14 protein-coding genes are annotated in these 20,466 nt (G+C 70.1%); 7 read left to right on the plus strand and 7 right to left on the minus strand.

Going from position 1 to position 20,466, the window contains the following annotated elements; genetic code table 11:
* The first annotated feature begins 45 nt into the window (after nucleotides 1-45).
* The 3 genes from ACIBCM_RS18310 to ACIBCM_RS18320 all read left to right on the plus strand — a co-directional run bounded on the left by ACIBCM_RS18310 (nucleotide 46) and on the right by ACIBCM_RS18320 (nucleotide 3,076).
* Nucleotides 46-963 (plus strand): ABC transporter permease, encoded by a 918-nt coding sequence (locus ACIBCM_RS18310; RefSeq protein ID WP_399244340.1) that lies wholly within the window; start codon nucleotides 46-48, stop codon nucleotides 961-963.
* Nucleotides 964-982: 19 nt separating this feature from the next.
* Complete coding sequence (locus ACIBCM_RS18315) at nucleotides 983-1,783, plus strand: ABC transporter ATP-binding protein (RefSeq protein ID WP_399244428.1); 801 nt, start codon at nucleotides 983-985, stop codon at nucleotides 1,781-1,783.
* A 63-nt stretch (nucleotides 1,784-1,846) separates the two neighbouring features.
* Nucleotides 1,847-3,076: a glycosyltransferase 87 family protein gene (locus ACIBCM_RS18320; protein ID WP_399244342.1), complete on the plus strand. Its 1,230-nt coding sequence runs from the start codon at nucleotides 1,847-1,849 to the stop codon at nucleotides 3,074-3,076.
* Between the two features lie 238 nt (nucleotides 3,077-3,314).
* Here ACIBCM_RS18320 and ACIBCM_RS18325 read toward each other — a convergent pair whose 3' ends face one another.
* The gene (locus ACIBCM_RS18325) at nucleotides 3,315-8,273 is read right to left on the minus strand and encodes an NAD-glutamate dehydrogenase (protein ID WP_399244344.1); all 4,959 of its coding nucleotides are present in this window, start codon (nucleotides 8,271-8,273) and stop codon (nucleotides 3,315-3,317) included.
* A gap of 657 nt (nucleotides 8,274-8,930) precedes the next feature.
* Between ACIBCM_RS18325 and ACIBCM_RS18330 the strand changes: the two genes are divergently transcribed.
* A complete protein-coding gene (locus tag ACIBCM_RS18330; RefSeq protein ID WP_399244346.1) occupies nucleotides 8,931-9,488 on the plus strand; it encodes a DJ-1/PfpI family protein in 558 nt (185 codons plus the stop codon).
* A 698-nt stretch (nucleotides 9,489-10,186) separates the two neighbouring features.
* Here the strand turns inward: ACIBCM_RS18330 and ACIBCM_RS18335 are convergent.
* Both ACIBCM_RS18335 and ACIBCM_RS18340 read right to left on the minus strand, forming a co-directional pair.
* Nucleotides 10,187-10,852: an HAD family hydrolase gene (locus tag ACIBCM_RS18335; RefSeq protein WP_399244430.1), complete on the minus strand. Its 666-nt coding sequence runs from the start codon at nucleotides 10,850-10,852 to the stop codon at nucleotides 10,187-10,189.
* A 69-nt stretch (nucleotides 10,853-10,921) separates the two neighbouring features.
* Complete coding sequence (locus tag ACIBCM_RS18340; RefSeq protein ID WP_399244348.1) at nucleotides 10,922-11,428, minus strand: DUF6912 family protein; 507 nt, start codon at nucleotides 11,426-11,428, stop codon at nucleotides 10,922-10,924.
* A gap of 282 nt (nucleotides 11,429-11,710) precedes the next feature.
* On the opposite strand from ACIBCM_RS18340, the gene ACIBCM_RS18345 reads away from it, so the two are divergent.
* Complete coding sequence (locus tag ACIBCM_RS18345) at nucleotides 11,711-12,139, plus strand: Rv3235 family protein (RefSeq protein WP_399244351.1); 429 nt, start codon at nucleotides 11,711-11,713, stop codon at nucleotides 12,137-12,139.
* 495 nt (nucleotides 12,140-12,634) lie between these two features.
* On the opposite strand, the gene secA is transcribed toward ACIBCM_RS18345, so the two are convergent.
* Complete coding sequence (secA, locus tag ACIBCM_RS18350) at nucleotides 12,635-15,448, minus strand: preprotein translocase subunit SecA (protein WP_399244353.1); 2,814 nt, start codon at nucleotides 15,446-15,448, stop codon at nucleotides 12,635-12,637.
* A 290-nt stretch (nucleotides 15,449-15,738) separates the two neighbouring features.
* Between secA and ACIBCM_RS18355 the strand changes: the two genes are divergently transcribed.
* Both ACIBCM_RS18355 and ACIBCM_RS18360 read left to right on the plus strand, forming a co-directional pair.
* Nucleotides 15,739-16,323, plus strand: a complete 585-nt coding sequence (locus ACIBCM_RS18355; RefSeq protein WP_399244356.1) for a GNAT family N-acetyltransferase — start codon at nucleotides 15,739-15,741, stop codon at nucleotides 16,321-16,323.
* Nucleotides 16,324-16,471: 148 nt separating this feature from the next.
* Nucleotides 16,472-17,635, plus strand: coding sequence for a winged helix-turn-helix domain-containing protein (locus tag ACIBCM_RS18360; protein ID WP_399244358.1), 1,164 nt, complete (start codon nucleotides 16,472-16,474; stop codon nucleotides 17,633-17,635).
* 79 nt (nucleotides 17,636-17,714) lie between these two features.
* Here the strand turns inward: ACIBCM_RS18360 and ACIBCM_RS18365 are convergent, their stop codons facing one another.
* The 3 genes from ACIBCM_RS18365 to ACIBCM_RS18375 form a co-directional block, all read right to left on the minus strand.
* Entirely contained in the window at nucleotides 17,715-18,461 is a 747-nt protein-coding gene (locus tag ACIBCM_RS18365) for a response regulator (RefSeq protein ID WP_399244360.1), read from the minus strand.
* Between the two features lie 202 nt (nucleotides 18,462-18,663).
* Complete coding sequence (gene hpf / locus ACIBCM_RS18370) at nucleotides 18,664-19,353, minus strand: ribosome hibernation-promoting factor, HPF/YfiA family (protein WP_399244362.1); 690 nt, start codon at nucleotides 19,351-19,353, stop codon at nucleotides 18,664-18,666.
* Nucleotides 19,354-19,694: 341 nt separating this feature from the next.
* Nucleotides 19,695-20,423, minus strand: coding sequence for a ComF family protein (locus tag ACIBCM_RS18375; RefSeq protein WP_399244364.1), 729 nt, complete (start codon nucleotides 20,421-20,423; stop codon nucleotides 19,695-19,697).
* Nucleotides 20,424-20,466: the final 43 nt, after the last annotated feature.

Consider the following 20,466-nt stretch of genomic DNA (forward strand, 5'->3'; position numbering starts at 1 on the left):
CCGTCGTGCCCCCCCCACCGCCTCCGGCGAAAGCGACCGACCTGAGTGAGCAGCCAGACCTTCTCCCCGCCCCTGGCCGGGCCGGGCCGCCCCGTGGAGAGCCCCGGCGCGCTCGCCGCCCGGCACGGGCTCACCGTCAGCGGCGCACGGCCCTCGCTGCGCGCGTACACCGGGCAGCTGTGGGCGCGGCGCCACTTCATCACCGCGTTCGCCACCGCCCGGCTGACCGCCCAGTACAGCCAGGCGAAGCTGGGCCAGCTCTGGCAGCTGATGACCCCGCTGCTGAACGCGGCGGTCTACTATCTGATCTTCGGTGTGCTGCTCGGTACGAGCCGGGACGTCCCGGACTTCGTACCGTTCCTCGTCACCGGGGTCTTCATCTGGACGTTCACCGCCAATTCGATCATGAACGGTACCCGGGCGGTCTGCGGCAATCTGGGGCTGGTCCGGGCGCTCCACTTCCCGCGCGCTTCGCTGCCGATCGCGCTGGCGCTCCAGCAGTTCCAGCAGCTGCTGTTCTCGCTCGGCGCACTGACGGTGATCCTGGCGGTCTTCGGGCAGTTCCCCAGCGTTTCCTGGCTGCTCGCGGTCCCGGCGCTGCTGCTGCAGTCCGTCTTCAACACGGGTCTGTCGATGGTGATGGCCCGGCTGGCCGCGCGTACGCCGGACATCTCCCAGCTGATGCCGTTCCTGCTGCGGACCTGGATGTACACCTCGGGCGTGATGTGGAGCATTCCCGCGGTGCTCAAGAACCACGACCTGCCGCAATGGGTGATGCTGGCACTCCAGTGCAACCCCGCGGCGGTCTATATCGACCTGATGCGCTTCGCCCTCATCGAGAGCTACACCTCGGCGCAGCTGCCGCCGCATGTGTGGGCTCTGGCCCTCGGGTGGGCCGTGCTCTTCGGGGCGGGCGGTTTCGTGTACTTCTGGAAGGCGGAGGAGCGGTACGGACGTGGCTGACAACCCCGAGATCACCGACATCATCGAGGACAGGATCCCGACCGTCGTCGTGGACGGCGTCCACATCAAGTACCGGGTGAACGGCGGCCGGGGCGGCAAGGGCAGCGCCACCGCCGCGCTCAGCCGGATGCTCTCGCTGAAGGCGCGCAGGACCCGCAAGGCGGGCGGGCCCACCCCGGGTGTGCGCGAGGTGCACGCCGTGAAGGGCGTCAGCTTCACCGCGTACAAGGGCGAGGCCATCGGGCTGATCGGCTCGAACGGCTCCGGGAAGTCCACCCTGCTCAAGGCGATCGCGGGGCTGCTGCCCGCGTCCGAGGGCCGGGTCTACACCCAGGGCCAGCCCTCCCTGCTGGGCGTGAACGCCGCCCTGATGAGCGATCTGACCGGCGAGCGCAATGTCATCCTCGGCGGTCTCGCGATGGGGATGTCCCGCGAGCAGATCCATGAGCGCTACGAGAGCATCGTCGACTTCTCGGGCATCAACGACAAGGGCGACTTCATCTCCCTGCCGATGCGGACGTACTCCTCGGGTATGGGCGCCCGGCTGCGGTTCGCGATCGCCGCGGCCAAGAGCCATGACGTACTGCTCATCGACGAGGCGCTGGCGACGGGTGACGCCAAGTTCCGGCGGCGCAGCCAGGCGAGGATCACCGAGCTGCGCAAGGAGGCGGGCACGGTCTTCCTGGTCAGCCACAGCAACAGCACCATCACGGAGACCTGTGAGCGCGCCCTGTGGCTGGAGGCCGGCACGCTGCGGATGGACGGCCCGGCGAAGGACGTCGTGGCCGCCTATGAGGCCTTCACCAAGGGCAAGAAATAGGACAAGATGAGGTACGGCGACATTCACCCGAAACAGATCTAAAGCGGACTAAAGTACCGGGCGATGACGTCCCATCGGATCGCCCCGCTGCCGCCCACCCACCGCCTCTCCCCGAGGCCGTCCCCACGGCTGGAGACCCGCCGTCCACGTCCGCGGCACAGCCTGGCGCTCGCCGCCGTCTGGACGGTCACCCGCGCCGGCATGCTCGCCCTGCTGGCCGTCGACCGCCTCGGGGACAGCGGGGTCGCGGGCGAGGTGCACACCCTCTACCGGGGCTGGTACGAGCAGCTCGTCCACGGCGCCTTCCCCGTGGACGACGTCACCTGGCAGTACCCGCCCGGGGCCGCGCTCGTCTTCCTCTCCCCCGGTGCGCTGCCCTGGCTGACGTACTTCCAGGCGTTCGTGGCACTCGTCCTCGTCGCCGACGCGGCCGTCACCGCCGCCCTCGCCCGCGCGGGTACGGGCGGCGCCTGGCTGTGGATCTGCGGGCTGCCGCTGCTGCTGAATCTGCCCCTGGCCCGCTACGACGTGCCCGTCACCGCCGTCGCGGTGCTCGCGCTGCTCGCGATGCGCGAGAGGCCCCGGCTCAGCGGCGCGCTCGCCGGGCTCGGCGCCATGATCAAGGTCTGGCCGCTGCTCACCGTGCTGGGCGCCCCCCGGGGCCGTACGACACGGGCCGTCTGGCTCTCCGCCGCCGCGTCCGCCGGGGCCCTGCTCACCGTGCTGGCACTCGGCTTCAGCGACACCCTCGGCTTTCTGCGGCAGCAGGAGGCGCGGGGCGTCCAGATCGAATCGCTCGGCGGCACCGTGCTCCAGCTGGCGCGGAGAGCGGGCTGGAGCGGTGAAGTCCGGTTCCAGTACGGGGCCTTCGAGTTCGCCGGACCGTATGTCTCCACCGTGGCGGAGCTCTCGCTGGCGCTGACCGTGGCCGCGCTCGGCTGGCTGCTGCTGTGGCGGGTGCGGGCCCGCCGCTGGAATCCGGCCACCCCCTTGGACGCCGCGTTCGCCGCCGTACTCCTGTTCACCGTCACCAGCCGGGTCATCAGCCCGCAGTATCTGGTCTGGCTGCTCGGTCTCGCCGCCGTCTGCCTCACCTCCCGGCACACCAGCCAGCGCGCGATCGCCCTGCTGATGGTCCCGGCGGCGGGGATCAGCTCCCTCGCGTATCCGCTGCTGTACGACGATGTCGTCGAGGGCAGCGCACTCGGCTGCGCCCTCATGGTCGTACGCAACGGGCTGCTGCTCACGGCGGCCGTGCTCGCCTGCCGGCGCCTGTGGAAGGCGACCGTGTAGCTCCCGGCTCCGCCCGGCCGGCCGGGCCGTACCCGTTGCGCCCGGGGCCGGGGCCTTCGCCCGGGGTCCGAAGTTCCCGGCGGGCGGCCCGGGTGCGGGCTTCCCGGGCCACCCCGTCGGGCCCATCACCGTCCGGCCCGGCACGACAGCCCGGGTGGTGTCCCCCGGGCTGTCATGGCAATCCGGCGGGGCTCCCCGGATGCCTGGACGACAGCCCGGGGAGCCCCGCTCAACGCTTTCAGCTGTGCGTCCGCAGCAGCTGGCGCATCGTCCGCATCGCGACCGACAGATTCGCCAGGTCGAAGGTGTCGGAACTCTGGATCTCCTCCAGGGTCGCCCGCGCCCGGCCGAGGATCGACGCGTTCTTGGCCTCCCAGGTCTTGAACCGCTCCTCGGGCGTCGAGGTGCCGTTGCCCACCGAGAGCACGTCCGCCGTCAGCATCGCGTGCGCCGCGTACAGGTCCTCACGGATGGAGGCACGGGCCATCGACTGCCAGCGGTCGGCCCTCGGCAACTCGATGATCCGGTCCATCAGCTGGGTGATCCGCAGCCGGTCGGCGAGGTCGTAGTACACCTCGGCGACCGCCAGCGGCTCCTGGCCCGTACGGTCGGCGATCGCGACGATGTCGAGCGTCGGGAAGGCCGAGGAGAACCCGGCGACACGCAGCGCCAGTTCCTCCGGCACACCCGCCTCGGACAGCTCGGCCAGGATGCCCTGGTACCACTCCAGATCGGCGCCGCGCAGCAGCTTCGGCAGCTCGCTCCAGACATGCCCGACCCGCTCGGCGAAGAAGCCGACGGTCTCGGCCAGTTCGAGCGGCTGCGGCCGGTTGCCCAGCAGCCAGCGCGTACCGCGCTCGACCAGTCGCCGGGAGTGCAGCCGGATACGGGTCTGGACATCGGCCGCGACCTTGTTGTCCAGGTCCTCGACCGCGTCCCACACCGCGCCCAGACCGAAGATCTCGCGGGCGGCGGTCTGCGCCCGTACGACCTCCTCGATCGACGCGCCCGTCTCCTCCCGCAGCCGGTGCAGGAACGTCGAACCACCGGTGTTGACCGTGTCGTTGACGAGAACCGTGGTGACGATCTCACGGCGCAGGGCGTGGGAGTCGACGGCCTCGGGGAACCTCTCGCGCAGCGGCTTCGGGAAGTACGCGTGCAGCAGCCGGCGCAGATACGGGTCGTCCGGCAGGGTCGTCCCGATCAGTTCCTCGGCCACCGTGATCTTGGTGTACGCGAGGAGTACGGCCAGCTCCGGCTGGCTCAGGCCCTTGCCGCCGCTGAGCAGTTCCCGGATCTGCCGGTCGGTCGGCAGGAACTCCAGCGCCCTGTTCAGATCCCCGTCGCGGGTGAGCCGGCGCATATAGCGCTGGTGGGCGTGGAGGAGGGACGACGACTGGGTGACGGCGTTGGCGAGCGCGGTGTTCTGCGCGTAGTTGTTGCGCAGCACCAGCGCGCCGACCTCGTCGGTCATCTTCGCCAGCAGCGCGTTGCGCTGCTTGACGGTCAGATCACCGTCCGCGACCAGGCCGTTGAGCAGGATCTTGATATTCACCTCGTGATCGGAGGTGTCCACACCGGCGCTGTTGTCGATGGCGTCGGTGTTGATCCGGCCGCCGCTGCGGGCGAACTCGATCCGGCCGAGCTGGGTGAATCCGAGGTTGCCGCCCTCGCCGACGACCTTGGTGCGCAGTGCGTCGCCGTTGACGCGGATGGCGTCGTTGCCCTTGTCGCCGACGTCCGCGTTGGACTCGCTGGACGCCTTGACGTAGGTACCGATTCCGCCGTTCCACAGCAGATCGACGGGGGCCTGGAGGATCGCCTTCATCAGCTCGGCGGGCGTCAGCTTGGCGATGCCCGCCTCGATGCCGAGGGCGGCGCGCATCTGCGCGTTGACGGGGATCGCCTTGGCCGTACGGGGGTGGATGCCGCCGCCCGGGGACAGCAGCTCCGTGTTGTAGTCGGCCCAGCTGGAGCGCGGCAGCTCGAAGAGGCGGCGGCGCTCGGCGTACGAGACGGCCGCGTCCGGGCTGGGGTCGATGAAGATATGCCGGTGGTCGAAGGCGGCGACCAGCCGGATGTGCTCGCTGAGCAGCATGCCGTTGCCGAACACATCGCCGGACATGTCACCGACGCCGACGACCGTGAAGTCCTCGGTCTGGGTGTCGTGGCCCAGCTCGCGGAAGTGCCGCTTGACGGACTCCCAGGCTCCGCGGGCGGTGATGCCCATGCCCTTGTGGTCGTATCCGGCGGAGCCGCCGGAGGCGAACGCGTCCCCGAGCCAGAACTCGTAGGCGAGCGCGACCTCGTTGGCGATGTCGGAGAAGGACGCGGTGCCCTTGTCGGCGGCGACGACGAGATAGGTGTCGTCCTCGTCGTGGCGTACGACGTCGGCGGGGGGCACGACCTCGCCGGCCACCAGGTTGTCCGTGATGTCGAGCAGGGCCGAGATGAAGGTCTTGTAGCAGGCGACGCCCTCGGCGAGCCAGGCGTCCCGGTCCACGGACGGGTCCGGGAGCTGCTTGGCGACGAATCCGCCCTTCGCGCCGACCGGCACGATCACGGTGTTCTTGACCATCTGCGCCTTGACCAGGCCGAGGATCTCGGTACGGAAGTCCTCGCGCCGGTCGGACCAGCGCAGACCGCCGCGCGCGACCTTGCCGAAGCGCAGATGCACGCCCTCGACGCGCGGGGAGTAGACCCAGATCTCGAACGCCGGGCGGGGCGCGGGCAGATCGGGGATCGCCTGCGGGTCGAACTTCATCGACACATAGCCGTGGTGGCCGCCGGTGCCTGCCTTCTGGAAGAAGTTGGTGCGCAGGGTGGCCTTGATGACGGTGAGGAAGGAGCGCAGGATGCGGTCCTCATCCAGGCTCGCGACCTGGTCGAGAGCGCCGTCCAGCTCCTCCATCAGACCGTCGATCAGCTCGGTGCCGGCCTTCTGGCGGCCCGGGGACATCCGGGCCTCGAAGAGGGAGACCAGCAGTCGGGTGGTGTGGACGTTGTTGAGGAGGGTGTCCTCCATATAGTCCTGGCTGAAGGTCGAACCGGCCTGGCGCAGATACTTGGCGTAGGCGCGCAGCACCATCGCCTGCCGCCAGTTCAGTCCGGCGCCCAGCACCAGCGAGTTGAAGCCGTCGTTCTCGGCCTCGCCGTTCCAGACGGCGGCGAACGCGTCCTGGAACCGCTCACGGGCGTCGTCGGCGAGATAGTCGCCGTTGCCGTTGCCGGGCGGCATCCGCAGGCCGAAGTCGTAGATCCAGGCCGATGCCCGGTCCTCGCTGCGCAGCTCGTACGGCCGCTCGTCGACGACCTCGCAGCCGAGCCGCTGGAGTACGGGCAGCACGGCGGAGAGGGAGACCTGCCGGCCCAGCCGGTAGATCTTGAAGCGCCGCTCGCCGGGGCCGGCGCCCACCGGCTCGTACAGCGAGAGCGCGAAGTCGCGGCCGGAGTGGGTCAGATTCTCCAGGTGGACCAGGTCGGCGACGGCGGAGCGCGGGGTGTGGTCGGCCTTGTAGCCCTCGGGGAAGGCGTGGGCGTAACGGCGCAGCAGCTCGGCGGCGTGCTCCTCGCCCAGCTCGGCGTTGAGCGCCTCCGCGAAGCCGTCGGCCCAGGAGCGGGCGGCCTCGACGAGTCTGGCTTCGATGTGCTCGGTGTCGGCGTCGGTGAGGTGCGGCAGCTCGGTGCCGGGCGGGACGCGGACGACGAAGTGGATCCGGGAGAGGATCGATTCGGTGTTCCAGGCGGTGAAGTCGACGCTGGTGCCGCCCAGTTCCTCCTTGAGGATGTCGATCAGCCGCAGCCGCACCCCCGTGGTGTAGCGGTCGCGCGGCAGATAGACGAGGGCGGAGTAGTAGCGCCCGTACTCGTCCTGGCGCAGGTAGAGCCGCAGCCGGCGGCGCTCCTGGAGGTAGAGGACACTGGTCACGATCGTACGGAGCTGGTCGACCGGGGTCTGGAACAGCTCGTCGCGCGGGTAGGTCTCCATGATCTGGAGCAGGTCGCGGCCGTCGTGGCTGTTGGGCGAGAAGCCGGCGCCGTCCAGGACCTCGGCGACCTTGCGGCGGATGACGGGGACGCGGCGCACGGACTCGGTGTACGCGGCGGACGAGAACAGGCCGAGGAAGCGGCGCTCGCCGACGACATTGCCCCGGGCGTCGAACTTCTTGACGCCGATGTAGTCGAGATAGCTGGGCCGGTGGACGGTGGAGCGGCTGTTGGCCTTGGTGAGGACCAGCAGTTTGTGCTCACGCGCCTTGGCGCGGGCGTCGGCCGGCAGTCTGCTGAACGAGGGGCTGACGGGGTGGTCCTCGTCCTCGCTGTGATGCGGGTCGGAGCGCAGGATGCCGAGGCCGGTCCCGGCGACGGCGGCCAGCGCGTCGTTCTCCGTCAGCTCGTACTCGCGGTAGCCGAGGAAGGTGAAGTGGTCGGCGGCGAGCCAGCGCAGCAGCTCACGGGCCTCGTCGATCTCCTGGCCGGAGATGTCGTCGGCGCTGGGCTCCTCGGGCAGGTCATCGGCGATGCGCAGCGCCGCGTCGCGCATCTTCTCCCAGTCCTCGACGGACTCGCGGACGTCGGACAGGACGCGCAGCATGTCGGCGGTGATCTGCTTGAGGTCGGCGCGGTCGGTCTCGCGGTCGATCTCGACATGGATCCAGGACTCGACGAGCGCGTCGTGCGGGAGGCCCTCCCTCGCGCCGCCCTTCGCGGTCTTCGCGCGCCTCTCGGCGGAGAGCACCTCGATGAGTTTGCCGGTCACATCCCGGCGGACCGTGACCTGCGGGTGGATCACCAGGTGGATGCCGCGGCCCTTGCGGGAGAGCTCATTGGTGACGGAGTCGACCAGGAAGGGCATGTCGTCGGTGACGACCTCGACGACGGAGTGGCTGCTCGTCCAGCCGTTCTCTTCGACGGTCGGGGTGTGGACCCGCACATTGGCCGTGCCCTGGGGGCGGTTCTCGGCCAGACGGTAGTGGGAGAGCGCCGCTCCGAAGACATCGACCGGGTCACGGCCGCTGAGGTCCTCGGGTGCGGTGTGCAGGTAGTAGCGCTGGAGGTACGCGAGCAGGGTGCCCTGGTCCGGACGGTGGCCCTGCTCCGCACCGGCCGGGTGGCGACCACCGCCCGGACTGTTCTCAGCTACCCGGGCCGCTCGTTCGAGCAGCTCGGCCTTGGCTTCGTCCAGCTTGGTCTGCATGTCCTCTGGCTCCTGTCGCGCGCCGTTGCGTGACGTAGGTGAAAGAAGCGACGCAACGCCACGACACGGGGTGTCCGGTCGGAGTCGACGTTATGCCGCGATGAGAGTTGCCCGAGCCGCAATCGACGAAATTCAACAGCATTCAACAATTGGGCCGGTGCGCGGGGACCAGCGATCGCCCGGGTGCTGTGGCACTCCGGGCGGAGACCGAGGGCTTCGCTGCCCTCAGGGCGTATCGCGCTGATCACGGCTCCAGGCTATCGCTCCCCACCCCTGAACCGTCATGAGCCTTATGTGTACAAAAGCGGGACCGGAACTTTGACGTTCTGCACAGCGACAGTGGCGCTTGGGTGGGTTTGCCCCCGAGGTGTGCCTCCGGGCGCGCATCGGCCTGTATCGGGGATGGGCGTCTGTGTTCGGATTCCGGGCAGTGATTTCGGGCAGTGATTTCGTGGCTGGAGGTTCGGGCGGGGGATTCCGGGCGGAGGGCCCCGGGCTGGGGATTCCGGGCGGGGCCCCGGGCGGGGGTGGGGCACCCCACCGCTCCCGGGGACGGCTGCGCGAGTCCCCGGGCGGGTATCGGCCGCGGGGCAGGCGCCGCTGAGGGGGTACGTCTCCAGTAGGCGGTCCCACACCGCCCCTACACCGGGAGCAGTCATGACAACGAAGGTCCTGATCGTCACCGGCGACGCCGCCGAGTCCCTTGAGGTCCTCTATCCGTACCAGCGGCTGCTGGAGGAGGGGTACGAGGTCCATATCGCGGCGCCCGCCAAGAAGAAGCTCCGGTTCGTCGTCCACGACTTCGAGCCGGGCTTCGACACCTACACCGAGAAGCCGGGCTATACCTGGCCCGCCGACCTGGCCTTCTCCGAGGTCGACCCCGGCCAGTACGCGGCCGTGGTGGTCCCCGGCGGCCGGGCCCCCGAGTATCTCCGCAACGATCCCGAGCTGCGCAAGATCCTCAAGTCGTTCTTCGACGCGGACAAGCCGGTGGCCCAGATCTGCCACGGCCCGCTGGTGACGGCGGCGATCGGCGGCCTCGTGGGCCGCCGGGTGACCGCCTATCCCGCCCTCGAACTCGATATGCAGGCCGCCGGAGCGGGCTTCCAGGACACCGAGGCCGTCGTCGACGGCACCCTGGTCTCCTCCCGCGCCTGGCCGGACCACCCCGCCTGGATGCGCGAATTCCTGAAGGTGCTCAAGTCCAAGAGCTGAGGCGCCCGGGGCCGGGGGTCAGGTGGCCAGAGGCTGGGCACGCGGGCTCTCGGCCCGGGGTCCGGGGGTCACCACGGCCCGAGGTCGGGTTACCGGCCCGGGGCTCGGGAGCCGGGGACCGGGGACCGGGGACGCGGGCTCACGGGGCCGGGGTCAGAGGCGGGCTCTTGCGCCGGGCCCCGGTGCCCACGGCCCGAGGTGCGGTTAGGGCCCGGGGCTCGGGAGCCGAAGGCGGACTCCCGGGACCCGAGGCGGGACCTTCTCACAGTTCGGACCCCGGTTTCAGCTCGGGCCCGGAATCCGGTTACGGTCCGGGGCTCGGGGGCCGAAGGCTACGGGCGCGGGCTCTTGGGCCGGCGGCTTCCTCGCCGCTTCGGCCCGGGCTCGCGGGGCGGGACCCACGGAGGGGCCCTCCCACAGCCCGGGCCCGGGTTTCACCACGTCCCGGAGTCCGGCTACGGGTCCCGGGCTCGGGGCCAGGAGCCCGGGAGGGGGCCAGGAGCCCGGGAGCCCAGCCCTCGGAGCGCGGCCTCCCGGGGCGTGGCTGGGGCTTCCTCACGACTCGGGACCCGGGTCCTCACGCTCAGGAGTCCGGTTACGCACCGAGGTCGGGGCTACGGTCCCAGGGCCGGGGTCACGGCCCCGAGATCCGGCAACCGCCCGGGAGCCCCGCTCCCGCCCCGCGCTCCAGACCCACCTCACCCCACCAGCCGCGCCGCCTCCTCCACCGCCTCCGCGAGGGTGTCCACCACGGGTACCCCCGCCGTCTCCAGACTCGCCCTGCTGTGGGAGCCGCCCGTGTACAGCACGGCTCTCGCCCCGACATGCGCGGCCGCCACCGCGTCATCGACCGCGTCCCCGATCACCACGGTCCGCTCGGGCGCTGCCGTTCCGGCGAGCGCCACGAGATGGCGCTCCATGGACAGCGCCTTGGAGCCACCGGACGGCCCCCGCCGCCCGTCCACCCGTATGAAGTGGCTCTCGATGCCGTACCCCCGGACGACCGGGACCAGCTCGTCGTGCACGTACATGCTCAGCAGGGACTGGCTGCGGCCCGCCTCGCCCCACTCCCGCAGCAGCTCCTCGACGCCCTCGGTGAGCGCGCACGCCACCCGGTGCTCGGTGTACACCCGGTGGAAGACCACATCCATGGCCTCCCACTCCGTGTCCGTCGGGAGCCGCCCCATCATCCGCTCGTAGAAGAGTGGGATCGGCACGCAGTACAGCTCGCGGTAGCGCTCGACGGTGATGGGCTCGACCCCTATCTCCCCGAACGCGGCGTTCGTCGCCCCGACGACCGCCGTGATGTCGTCGAGCAGTGTGCCGTTCCAGTCCCAGACCAGATGCGTGGCCTGAGTCCCCATTCGCTTCCCCATGCGAAAAACGGTACCCGCCGGGTCCGACAATGGACTCCGGCACAAGAGAACCGCAGGTCAGGACACCAGGTTGGGGATCTCCTGGACGCCGTACCACAGCAGTTCATGGTCATCCGCGCCGTCGACGGTGAACTGAGCGTCGTCGTCGCCCTGGTCCGCCGCCCCGAGCGCGTCCGCCGCCGCGGTCACATCACCGATGGCGTCGTCCGCGTCGACGTGCACCGCCGCGGCGGTGGCGAGCGGCACCGCGTATCCGATCCGCACCTCGCCGACGGAGCCCGGGTCGAGGGCGCGGTCCGGATCGGCGACCGCGTCCCGGTCCCGTACGTCGACGGCCACGACGACCCGGCGCCTGGCCACCCCGGGGTTCCCGGCGATCAGCCGCAGTGAGGCGGCGGCCGCCCGGCTGAGGGCCGCGTACTCCAGTTCCTCGATGTCGTCCGAGACGTACCACTCGCGCAGTCCGGGCGTGACACCGTACGCGGTCACCGGCCCCGGTCCCAGTTCGCCCGTCTTGTACGCCTCTGCGAGTCCGGAGAGGGTCAGGGGGACGTAGACGCGCATGGCTGGCCGCTTTCGTAGTCGGAAGACGCCCTTCAGGATACGTGTGAGGTCCCCCTTCGAGGTGTCGCTCCCCACCCGGAAGCCGTCCACCCCGGACACCGGACCGACCGCCCTCCGGCGCCCCCCGGCATGCCCTCTCACTCTGATAGGTGAATCCCCGCCGGCGCCGCCCGCAGCCCTGCCACCCGTTGCGAGCGCCCCGTCGTGCGCCGTAGAAGATCACCAACGAAGTTACCGCCCGGTATCGAATCGACCGGGCCCGGCCCGACGGGGGCGATACGCATGGACAGGACCAGGCCCGCAGGACGGCGGGACCAGCGCAGGCCTCCCGCGAGGGTCGCGGCATCGGCACTGGCACGCGCGCGGCGGCAGGACAGGCCCCATTACTGGTTCGCCGACCGCCTGCTCGCGGTGCTCAGCGGCCGGCGCCCGGTGCACTGGATGCTCGGCCATACGATCGGCGAGGCGTACGAGCAGCTCGTACGGCTCGCTCCGGGCGCCCCGCTGCGCCCGGCGGAGCGGGTGACGCCCGTGGTGCGGCACTGCGGGGAGTTCCACCCGGGGCCCGGAGTGATCGAGGCATTCGCCCGGATCGGCTCGGGCGACCGTGTCACCGCGATGGCCTTCCGGCTGGAACAGGGTCCGGACGACCTCCGCTGGCGCTGCTCGGCGGTCGAACTCGGCGGGGAGCGGGTCGGCGCCCCGGAGTGACCGGCGGCGGCCCGGGCGCGGCACGGCGTACACCGACCGGCACGGGTCCGGCCACCCCGGCTCCCCCAGCACCCCGCGGACCGCCCGGCCGCATCCCGCATCCCTCAGCCGGGGACGGCAACGGAACGCCGGAGGGCGCAGGGCACTGAGCGGACCGGTGAAGGGGAACGGCGGCCCGAACGCACGGCAGGAGCGGCCCGAGGACCGGACAGCGCCGGGCCACACCGGCACCCGCCCGAGCACTCGACCCCGGGGCGTCGGCGGTCCGGGCCCGGCGGCCCTCACCCGGGGCGCGCCGCCCGGGCCGCCGCCCCGGGAACGGCCTCCCCTCGGCCCTACGGAGGCGCTCACCTGGTCCGCCGACACAAACGGCCGGGCCGGGCATCGAGGAGATGCCCGGCCCGGCCGTACCCGCGTGATCAGCCGCGCGGAAAGCCCGCTCCCGGGGAACGGGGAAGCCGGAACCTCCCGGCTCCCCCGCTGCCCCTGAACGCGTTACTTCTTGCGACGGCGCCCGGAGGTCTTCTGCGCCTTGCGCCGCTCCGCACGCGTCATCCCGCCCCCCGCCGCCTGTGCGGGCTGCCCGTCGCTGGCGAAGTCACCCTCGACGACACCGCCCTCACCGTCCACCGTGGGAGCGGAGAAGTGCAGCCGGTCCGGACGCTGCGGGGCCTCCAGGCCCTTCGCCCGGATCTCGGGGCGCGCGGCGGGCACCGCGTCCTTCTTGTCGAGGGAGGGACGCTTCGCGTCCTCCACCGGGACCTCCTCGACCTGCTGCTCGACCTGGACCTCCAGGTTGAACAGATAGCCGACGGACTCCTCCTTGATGCCCTCCATCATGGCGGTGAACATGTCGAAGCCCTCGCGCTGGTACTCCACCAGGGGGTCCTTCTGCGCCATCGCGCGCAGTCCGATGCCCTCCTGGAGGTAGTCCATCTCGTACAGGTGCTCACGCCACTTGCGGTCGAGGACGGACAGCACCACGCGCCGCTCCAGCTCCCGCATGATCTCCGAGCCGAGCTGCTTCTCGCGCTCCTCGTACTGCTCGTGGATGTCGTCCTTGATGGATTCGGCGATGAACTCGGCGGTGATCCCCGCGCGGTCCCCCGCCGCTTCCTCCAGCTCCTCGACGGTCTGCTTCACCGGGTAGAGCTGCTTGAAGGCGTTCCACAGCCGGTCGAGGTCCCACTCCTCGGCGAAGCCCTCGATGGTCTCCGCCTGGATGTAGGCGTCGATGGTGTCGTCCATGAAGTGCCGCACCTGCTCGTGCAGGTCCTCGCCCTCTAGGACACGGCGGCGCTCGCCGTAGATGACCTCGCGCTGGCGGTTGAGGACCTCGTCGTACTTCAGGACGTTCTTACGGGTCTCGAAGTTCTGCTGCTCGACCTGCGACTGGGCGGACGCGATCGCGCGCGTCACCATCTTGTTCTCGATCGGGACGTCGTCGGGGACGTTCGCCATCGACATCACACGCTCGACCATCTGGGCCTTGAACAGCCGCATCAGATCGTCGCCGAGGGAGAGGTAGAAGCGGGACTCACCGGGGTCGCCCTGACGCCCGGAACGGCCGCGCAGCTGGTTGTCGATGCGCCGGGACTCATGGCGCTCGGTGCCCAGCACATAGAGCCCACCGAGGTCCGTGACCTCCTCGAACTCCGCGCGAACGGCCTGCTCGGCCTTCTCCAGCGCGGCGGGCAGCGCAGCGGCCCACTCCTCGACGTGCTCCACGGGGTCGAGGCCCTGCTGGCGCAGCTCCGCCTCCGCGAGATCGTCGGGGTTGCCGCCGAGCTTGATGTCCGTACCGCGGCCGGCCATGTTGGTGGCGACGGTGACGGCGCCCTTGCGGCCGGCCTGGGCGACGATGATCGCCTCCCGGTCGTGCTGCTTCGCGTTCAGCACCTCGTGCTGGATACCGCGCTTGTTGAGCTGCTGCGAGAGGTACTCGGACTTCTCGACCGAGGTGGTGCCGACCAGGATCGGCTGGCCCTTCTCGTGCTTCTCCGCGATGTCGTCCACGACCGCGGCGAACTTGGCGACCTCGGTGCGGTAGATCAGGTCGGACTGGTCCTTGCGGACCATGGGCCGGTTGGTCGGGATCGGGACGACGCCGAGCTTGTAGATCTGGTGGAACTCGGCGGCCTCGGTCATCGCCGTACCGGTCATGCCGGCGAGCTTGTCGTACAGGCGGAAGAAGTTCTGGAGGGTGATGGTGGCGAGTGTCTGGTTCTCGTCCTTGATGTCCACCCCTTCCTTCGCCTCGATCGCCTGGTGCATGCCCTCGTTGTAGCGGCGGCCGGCGAGGATACGGCCGGTGTGCTCGTCGACGATCATGACCTCGCCGTCGATGACGACGTAGTCCTTGTCGTTCTTGAAGAGCTCCTTGGCCTTGATGGCGTTGTTCAGATAGCCGACCAGGGGGGTGTTCACCGACTCGTAGAGATTGTCGATGCCCAGCCAGTCCTCGACCTTGGCGACACCGGACTCATGGATCGCGACGGTCCGCTTCTTCTCGTCGACCTCGTAGTCGCCGGTCTCCTCGATGCCCTTGAGCTGATTGCCCGGCTCGCCCCTGGTCAGCCGGGTGACCAGCTTGGCGAAATCGCCGTACCACTTGGTGGCCTGGTCGGCGGGGCCGGAGATGATCAGCGGTGTACGGGCCTCGTCGACGAGGATCGAGTCCACCTCGTCCACCACGGCGAAATTGTGTCCGCGCTGGACGAGCTCGTCCTTGGACCACGCCATGTTGTCGCGGAGGTAGTCGAAGCCGAACTCGTTGTTCGTGCCGTAGGTGATGTCGCAGGCGTACTGCTCACGGCGCTGCGCGGGTGTCATGTTCGCGAGGATGCAGCCGACACTCAGACCCAGGAACTTGTGGACGCGGCCCATCATCTCGGAGTCGCGCTCGGCCAGGTAGTCGTTGACCGTGATCAGATGGACGCCCTTGCCGGAGAGCGCGTTGAGATACGTGGGGAGGGTGCCGACGAGGGTCTTGCCCTCACCGGTCTTCATTTCGGCGACATAGCCGAGGTGCAGCGCCGCGCCACCCATCAGCTGGACGTCGTAGTGACGCTGGCCGAGAACGCGCTTGGCAGCCTCGCGGACGGTGGCGAACGCCTCGGGAAGAAGATCGTCCAGGCTGTCCTCACCGCTGGCGAAGCGCTGCTTGTACTCTTCCGTGAGCGCCCGCAACTCGGCGTCGGAGAGGGCGACGAAGTCCTCTTCGATGGAGTTGACCTGGTCCGCGATGCGGTGCAGTTTGCGCAGGATCTTGCCTTCGCCTGCACGCATGAGCTTGTTGAAGACGGACACTGAGGCTGGTCTCCTTGCCGGTTCGGGCCTGGCTGGGTCGTGGGGGACTCAGGGCGCTTCCGATGGGTCTTGCCGGGCTCGCCTGATCCATCAGAATCACCCTAGGCGCGGGCACGGCAGGTGGGCCCCACCGCAACGGCCATCGTAAGCGAGGACCCCACCGGGTCGGGAGGCCCGCAGCCGACCCGGCCGTCTGTTACCCGCCATGTGAACGCACGGGGCGCGCGGAAGGTGCCGGTGCGGCATGAAAAGTGCTCGCTTCCGCCTGCGGAGCCGATGAGAATCCGGGCATGGAGCCCATCACTCTCACCACCGAGCGCCTGCTGCTGCGTACGTTCACGGACGACGACACGGAGGAGATCTACCGGCTCTGCCAGGACCCCGAGATCCAGCGGTGGACCACGGTCCCCTCTCCGTACGAACGCCGGCACGCGACCGAATTCACCGGTCATACGGTGCCCGAGGGCTGGCGCACGGGGACGATGTTCACCTTCGCGGTCCTCCCGCGCGGGGGAGGACCGCTGATGGCGTCGATCGCGGTCACGCTGCGTGCTCTCTCGGGTACGTGGGAGATCGGTTTCTGGACCGGCAAGGAGTTCCGGGGGCGCGGGATCATGGCGGAGGCCATGGGCGCCCTGGCGCACTGGACCTTCACCCGGCTCGGCGGGACCCGCCTGGAGTGGCGGGCCGAGGTCGGCAACGCGGCCTCGCGGGCGGTCGCGCTGAAGGCGGGTTTCACCGTGGAGGGCGAGCTGAGGGCCGCCCTGCTGAACAACGGCACGCTCCGGGACGCCTGGGTGGGCTCCCTGCTCCCGTCCGACGTGAATCTGGCCGGTCCGTATCCGTACCTCCCGGCTCCCGCGGCGCAGGACTGACCTTCGCTTCCCGCTGCGGTACGGCCCCGGCGGGCCCGCTGCCGCACGGTGCCGGCGGGCCGCGGGGGCGGGCCCGCCGACCGCGGGCCGCTGCGGAGGCCGTCCCCGCGGGTGCCGCGCTGTCAGTGGCGGCGTCTATCGTGCGTTCATGACGACGTTGCCCCGGCCCGCCGCCGAACTGTCCGCCGACGAGGCCCGCCGTATAGCCCTGCGCGCCCAAGGGTTCCTGGGCGCGCCGGACCGGCGGGCGGGGGTGCGGGGGGTGCTGCGGCATCTGGGGGCGGTGCAGCTGGACACGATCTCGGTGCTGGCGCGCTCGCACGAGCTGATTCCCTACGCCCGGCTCGGCGCGGTCGGCCGCCGCACCGTCGAGGACGCCTACTGGACCGAGGGCCACAGCTTCGAGTACTGGTCGCACGCGGCCTGCATCCTGCCCGTTGAGGAGTGGCCGCACTTCGGGTTCCGCCGCCGTGCCTACCGCGCCCGGCTGCCGTGGCACCACGAACTGCCCGACGGCACCTACGACACGGTGATCAAGCAGCTGCGCACCGAAGGTCCGCTCACGGCGTCGGAGCTGGGCGGTGCGAAGAACGGCGGGGAGTGGTGGGACTGGTCCGCCTCCAAGGTCGCCGTCGAGCGCGCGCTGATGTACGGCGAGGTGGTGTGCACCGAGCGCCGTGGCTGGAAGCGGGTGTACGACCTGGCGGAACGGGCCATTCCCGGGGAACTGCTGGACACCGAGCTGGACGACCGGGAGTGTCTGCGCCGGCTCGTACGGCTGGCCGGGCAGTCGCTGGGAGTGGGAACACGGGCGGACATCGCGGACTATCACCGGCTGAAGGGCGAGCAGTTCGACACCGTGGTGGCGGACTCCGGTCTGGTGCCGGTCACCGTCGAGGGCTGGTCCAAGCCCGCGTGGGCGGATCCGGAGGCACTGGCCACCGTGCCGCGCGGCCGTCACCGCACGACCCTGCTCTCCCCCTTCGACTCGCTGATCTGGGAGCGGGCCCGCACGGAACGGATCTTCGGATTCACCCACCGGCTGGAGGCCTATGTCCCCAAGCCGAAGCGGGTCTACGGCTACTTCGCCATGCCGCTGCTGTCGGGCGGGGGACTCCTCGGGCGTGTCGACCCGGCTCGCGAGGGCACGACGCTCGTCGCCAAGCAGGTGTCGCTGGAGTCGGCCAAGGCCGTCGCCCCCATGGCGCGGGCGCTGCGGGAGGCGGCGGAGTGGGTGGGCTGCGACGCGGTACGGGTCGAGCGGGTCGACCGCCCCGAACTGACCGCTCCCCTGGTCTCCGCCCTCACCTGACCCGACGCGGCCCCGGCGCCCCCCGGTCCCGCCTCACGCCGACCGCCCCGCCGACGGGCCCCCTGACCGGGCCCGTCGGCTAACGGATCTCCAGGATCTTCTCCCGCATCGCGTAGACCACGGCCTCCATCCGGGAGTGCAGCTGGAGCTTCTCCAGGATGTTGCGGACATGGTTCTTCACCGTGTTCTCGGAGATGAACAACTCCTTAGCGATATCACGGTTGTTCATGCCCGTGGCAACCAGCTTCAGCACCTCCAGCTCCCGGTCGGTGAGCCGGGGCGCGGGCACGAGCCTGCGCTCGTCGGTGCGCTGGATCATCGACTTGAACTCGGTGAGGAGCTTGGACGCCATGGACGGACTGATCTGCGACTGCCCGTCGGCCACGGCGCGGATCGCCGTGGCGACCTCGTCGGTGGAGATCTCCTTGAGGAGATAGCCGGTGGCGCCCGCCTTGATCGCGTCGTAGAGATCGGCCTCCTCGTCACTGATCGTCAGCATGATGATCTTCGCGCTGGGGGCGACCTCCTTGATGGAGGTGCAGGCCTCGATACCGCCCCGCCGCGGCATCCGGACATCCATCAGCACGATGTCCGGCAACAGGTCCGCGGCCTTGTCGACGGCTTCGGCGCCGTCGCCCGCCTCGCCCACGACCTGGATGTCCTCCTCCTGCGCGAGGACGATCTCCAGTCCTCTGCGGAAGAGTGCGTGGTCGTCCACCACGAGAACCCGGATCGGCTCGGCGCGGGAGCCGCCCGAGACGGCCTCGACGACCGTGTCCCGGGCGGCGGCCGTGTCCTGTTGAACCGGTCCGAAGCTGTCCGCCATCGTTCCTCCCCCTGCGACAGGGCCTGAAGGTCATGTGTGTCAGCCAACGCCTGTGCACAGAGCACCGGTTGGTCCTGTGACGCCATGCTTTCATGCCCGGACGTCAGAGCGGTGGTCCTGTGGTCGCACGGTGGTGCCCCCGAGGGCGCACAGTGCACGTCAGGGGCACCACCACTACCGCTTTTCCTGTGTGACGGCCGCGTCAGCCGCCGAGTGCTCCTCCGGCGCCGCCGGCCTCGGACCCGGCGAGCGGGTCGGTCTCCAGGTGGATGACTCCGTAGTCATAGGCGTGCCGCCGGTAGACGACACTGGGCTGCTTCGTCTCGGAGTCGACGAACAGATAGAAGTCGTGCCCGACCAGCTCCATCTCGTAGAGCGCCTGGTCGAGAGTCATGGGTGCCGCGGTGTGGATCTTCTCGCGCACCACCAGCGGGCCTTCGCCCTGGACTTCGAGCGGTCCGATCCTGGTGGTGGGAATGGATTCCGGCGTCTGTTCGGCCGGGATGTGGCCATTGGCGTTCAACTCGGCGACGCCGGGAACGACATCGGCCACCTCGGCGGCCGACAGACGGCCGTTTCCACGGCGGGTGTGGCGCTTGTCGTGCTGCTTCCGCAGGCGGGCTTCCAGCTTGCCCGTGGCGAGGTCAAGCGCTGCGTACGGGTCGCCGGCCGACGCCTCTGCCCGGATCACCGGGCCTCGTGAGTGGAGCGTGATCTCCACGCGGTCCGAACGGTCGGCCTGCCGCGGGTTGTGCTCCTTGGACACCTCGACATCCAGGCTGATCACCTTGGCGTCGAGCTTCTGGATCTTGTCCAGCTTCAGCTTCTCGGCCACGTGCTTGCGGAACCGCTCGGGCACCTCGGTCTTGCGGCCCTTGACGACGATGTCCACGCAGAACTCCGTTCCCGGATCGCTCCGCCCGCTCGGCGGCTGCGGAGCGTCTCCCTCTTGCACCAGACCCCGGTGTTGCGCCGGAGTCTCGGACTAGGCGACTTTCACCTCCTCCTCCCCAGTCGACAAGATCCCCACCCCACCAACTTTCGAGGTTTTCTGTTGCCTCGAATCCCTGGCCGACGGCACGGCAGTGCATTCGGTGAGGTACGGGACCCCATTCCGCACATCCTCACAACCGAACATAGCTCGATCGGAGCGGTGTCGGCACCCGCTACCAGCGCGTACCTCCGTTCGGCGGTTATTCTCCTCTTACTAGCTGCAACGTTGCTCCTTCCCCGTCAGTTCCGGTTTATTTCGAAGGAAAACGGTGGTGCGGCGACAACGGCCGCGTTCAACTGTGCGAATCCGAAATGCCCCGCTCGCTGTGCCCCGGTGAGCGCCCGGGTGGCCTCCGCCAGAGAGGCGCCCGTGGTCATGAGGTCGTCCACCAGCACCGCCCGGCCGCCCTCCAGCAGCCTCCCGGCACCACCCGCGACCCTCAGAGCACCGGTCACATTCCGCACCCTCTCCCGGGCCGTGAGGCCCGATTGGTCGGCGACTTCACGCCACTGGCGCAGCACCGGCAGCGCCCTCGCCTCCGTCCCCGTACGCCGCAGCTCGCCCGCCGCCGCCAGAGCGATCCGCCGCGCCGCGTCATGCCCCCGCGCCCGCACCGTGCGCCGCGCCGACGGCACGGGCACGAGCAGCAGCGGCGGCCCCGCCTCCCGTACCGTCCGGGGCACGGCGGCCCGCACCGCCCCGGCGAGCGCGACACCCAGGGGCCGGGCCAGCCCCAGCGCGCCCCGCTCCTTGTGCGCGATCAGCGCCGCCCGTACCGCGTCGGTGTACGGGGCGGCCGCATACACCACCGGCAGGCCCGCGGGCTCGGGCACCGGTCTCGCCCGGCGCGCAGCGGAGCCGTACAGCTCATGCGCGCACTTCTCGCACAGCGGCGTGCGGGGAACCCCGCAGCCACCGCATGCGACCGGCAGCACCAGGCCGGAGATTTCCTGCCACCACCCCCGCATGTCCACCACTGTGCCAAGGGTCCGAGAACCTCGCCACCCCTGT

The organism is Streptomyces sp. NPDC051018 (assembly GCF_044456085.1).
GTDB lineage: Bacteria > Actinomycetota > Actinomycetes > Streptomycetales > Streptomycetaceae > Streptomyces.

Coding starts and splice junctions, on each gene's coding strand:
- ACIBCM_RS18320 (WP_399244342.1), top strand. CDS start 1,847: ATGACGTCCCATCGGATCGCCCCGCTGCCGCCCACCCACCGCCTCTCC.
- ACIBCM_RS18325 (WP_399244344.1), bottom strand. CDS start 8,273: ATGCAGACCAAGCTGGACGAAGCCAAGGCCGAGCTGCTCGAACGAGCG.
- ACIBCM_RS18330 (WP_399244346.1), top strand. CDS start 8,931: ATGACAACGAAGGTCCTGATCGTCACCGGCGACGCCGCCGAGTCCCTT.
- ACIBCM_RS18335 (WP_399244430.1), bottom strand. CDS start 10,852: ATGGGGACTCAGGCCACGCATCTGGTCTGGGACTGGAACGGCACACTG.
- ACIBCM_RS18340 (WP_399244348.1), bottom strand. CDS start 11,428: ATGCGCGTCTACGTCCCCCTGACCCTCTCCGGACTCGCAGAGGCGTAC.
- ACIBCM_RS18345 (WP_399244351.1), top strand. CDS start 11,711: ATGGACAGGACCAGGCCCGCAGGACGGCGGGACCAGCGCAGGCCTCCC.
- ACIBCM_RS18355 (WP_399244356.1), top strand. CDS start 15,739: ATGGAGCCCATCACTCTCACCACCGAGCGCCTGCTGCTGCGTACGTTC.
- ACIBCM_RS18360 (WP_399244358.1), top strand. CDS start 16,472: ATGACGACGTTGCCCCGGCCCGCCGCCGAACTGTCCGCCGACGAGGCC.
- ACIBCM_RS18365 (WP_399244360.1), bottom strand. CDS start 18,461: ATGGCGGACAGCTTCGGACCGGTTCAACAGGACACGGCCGCCGCCCGG.
- ACIBCM_RS18375 (WP_399244364.1), bottom strand. CDS start 20,423: ATGCGGGGGTGGTGGCAGGAAATCTCCGGCCTGGTGCTGCCGGTCGCA.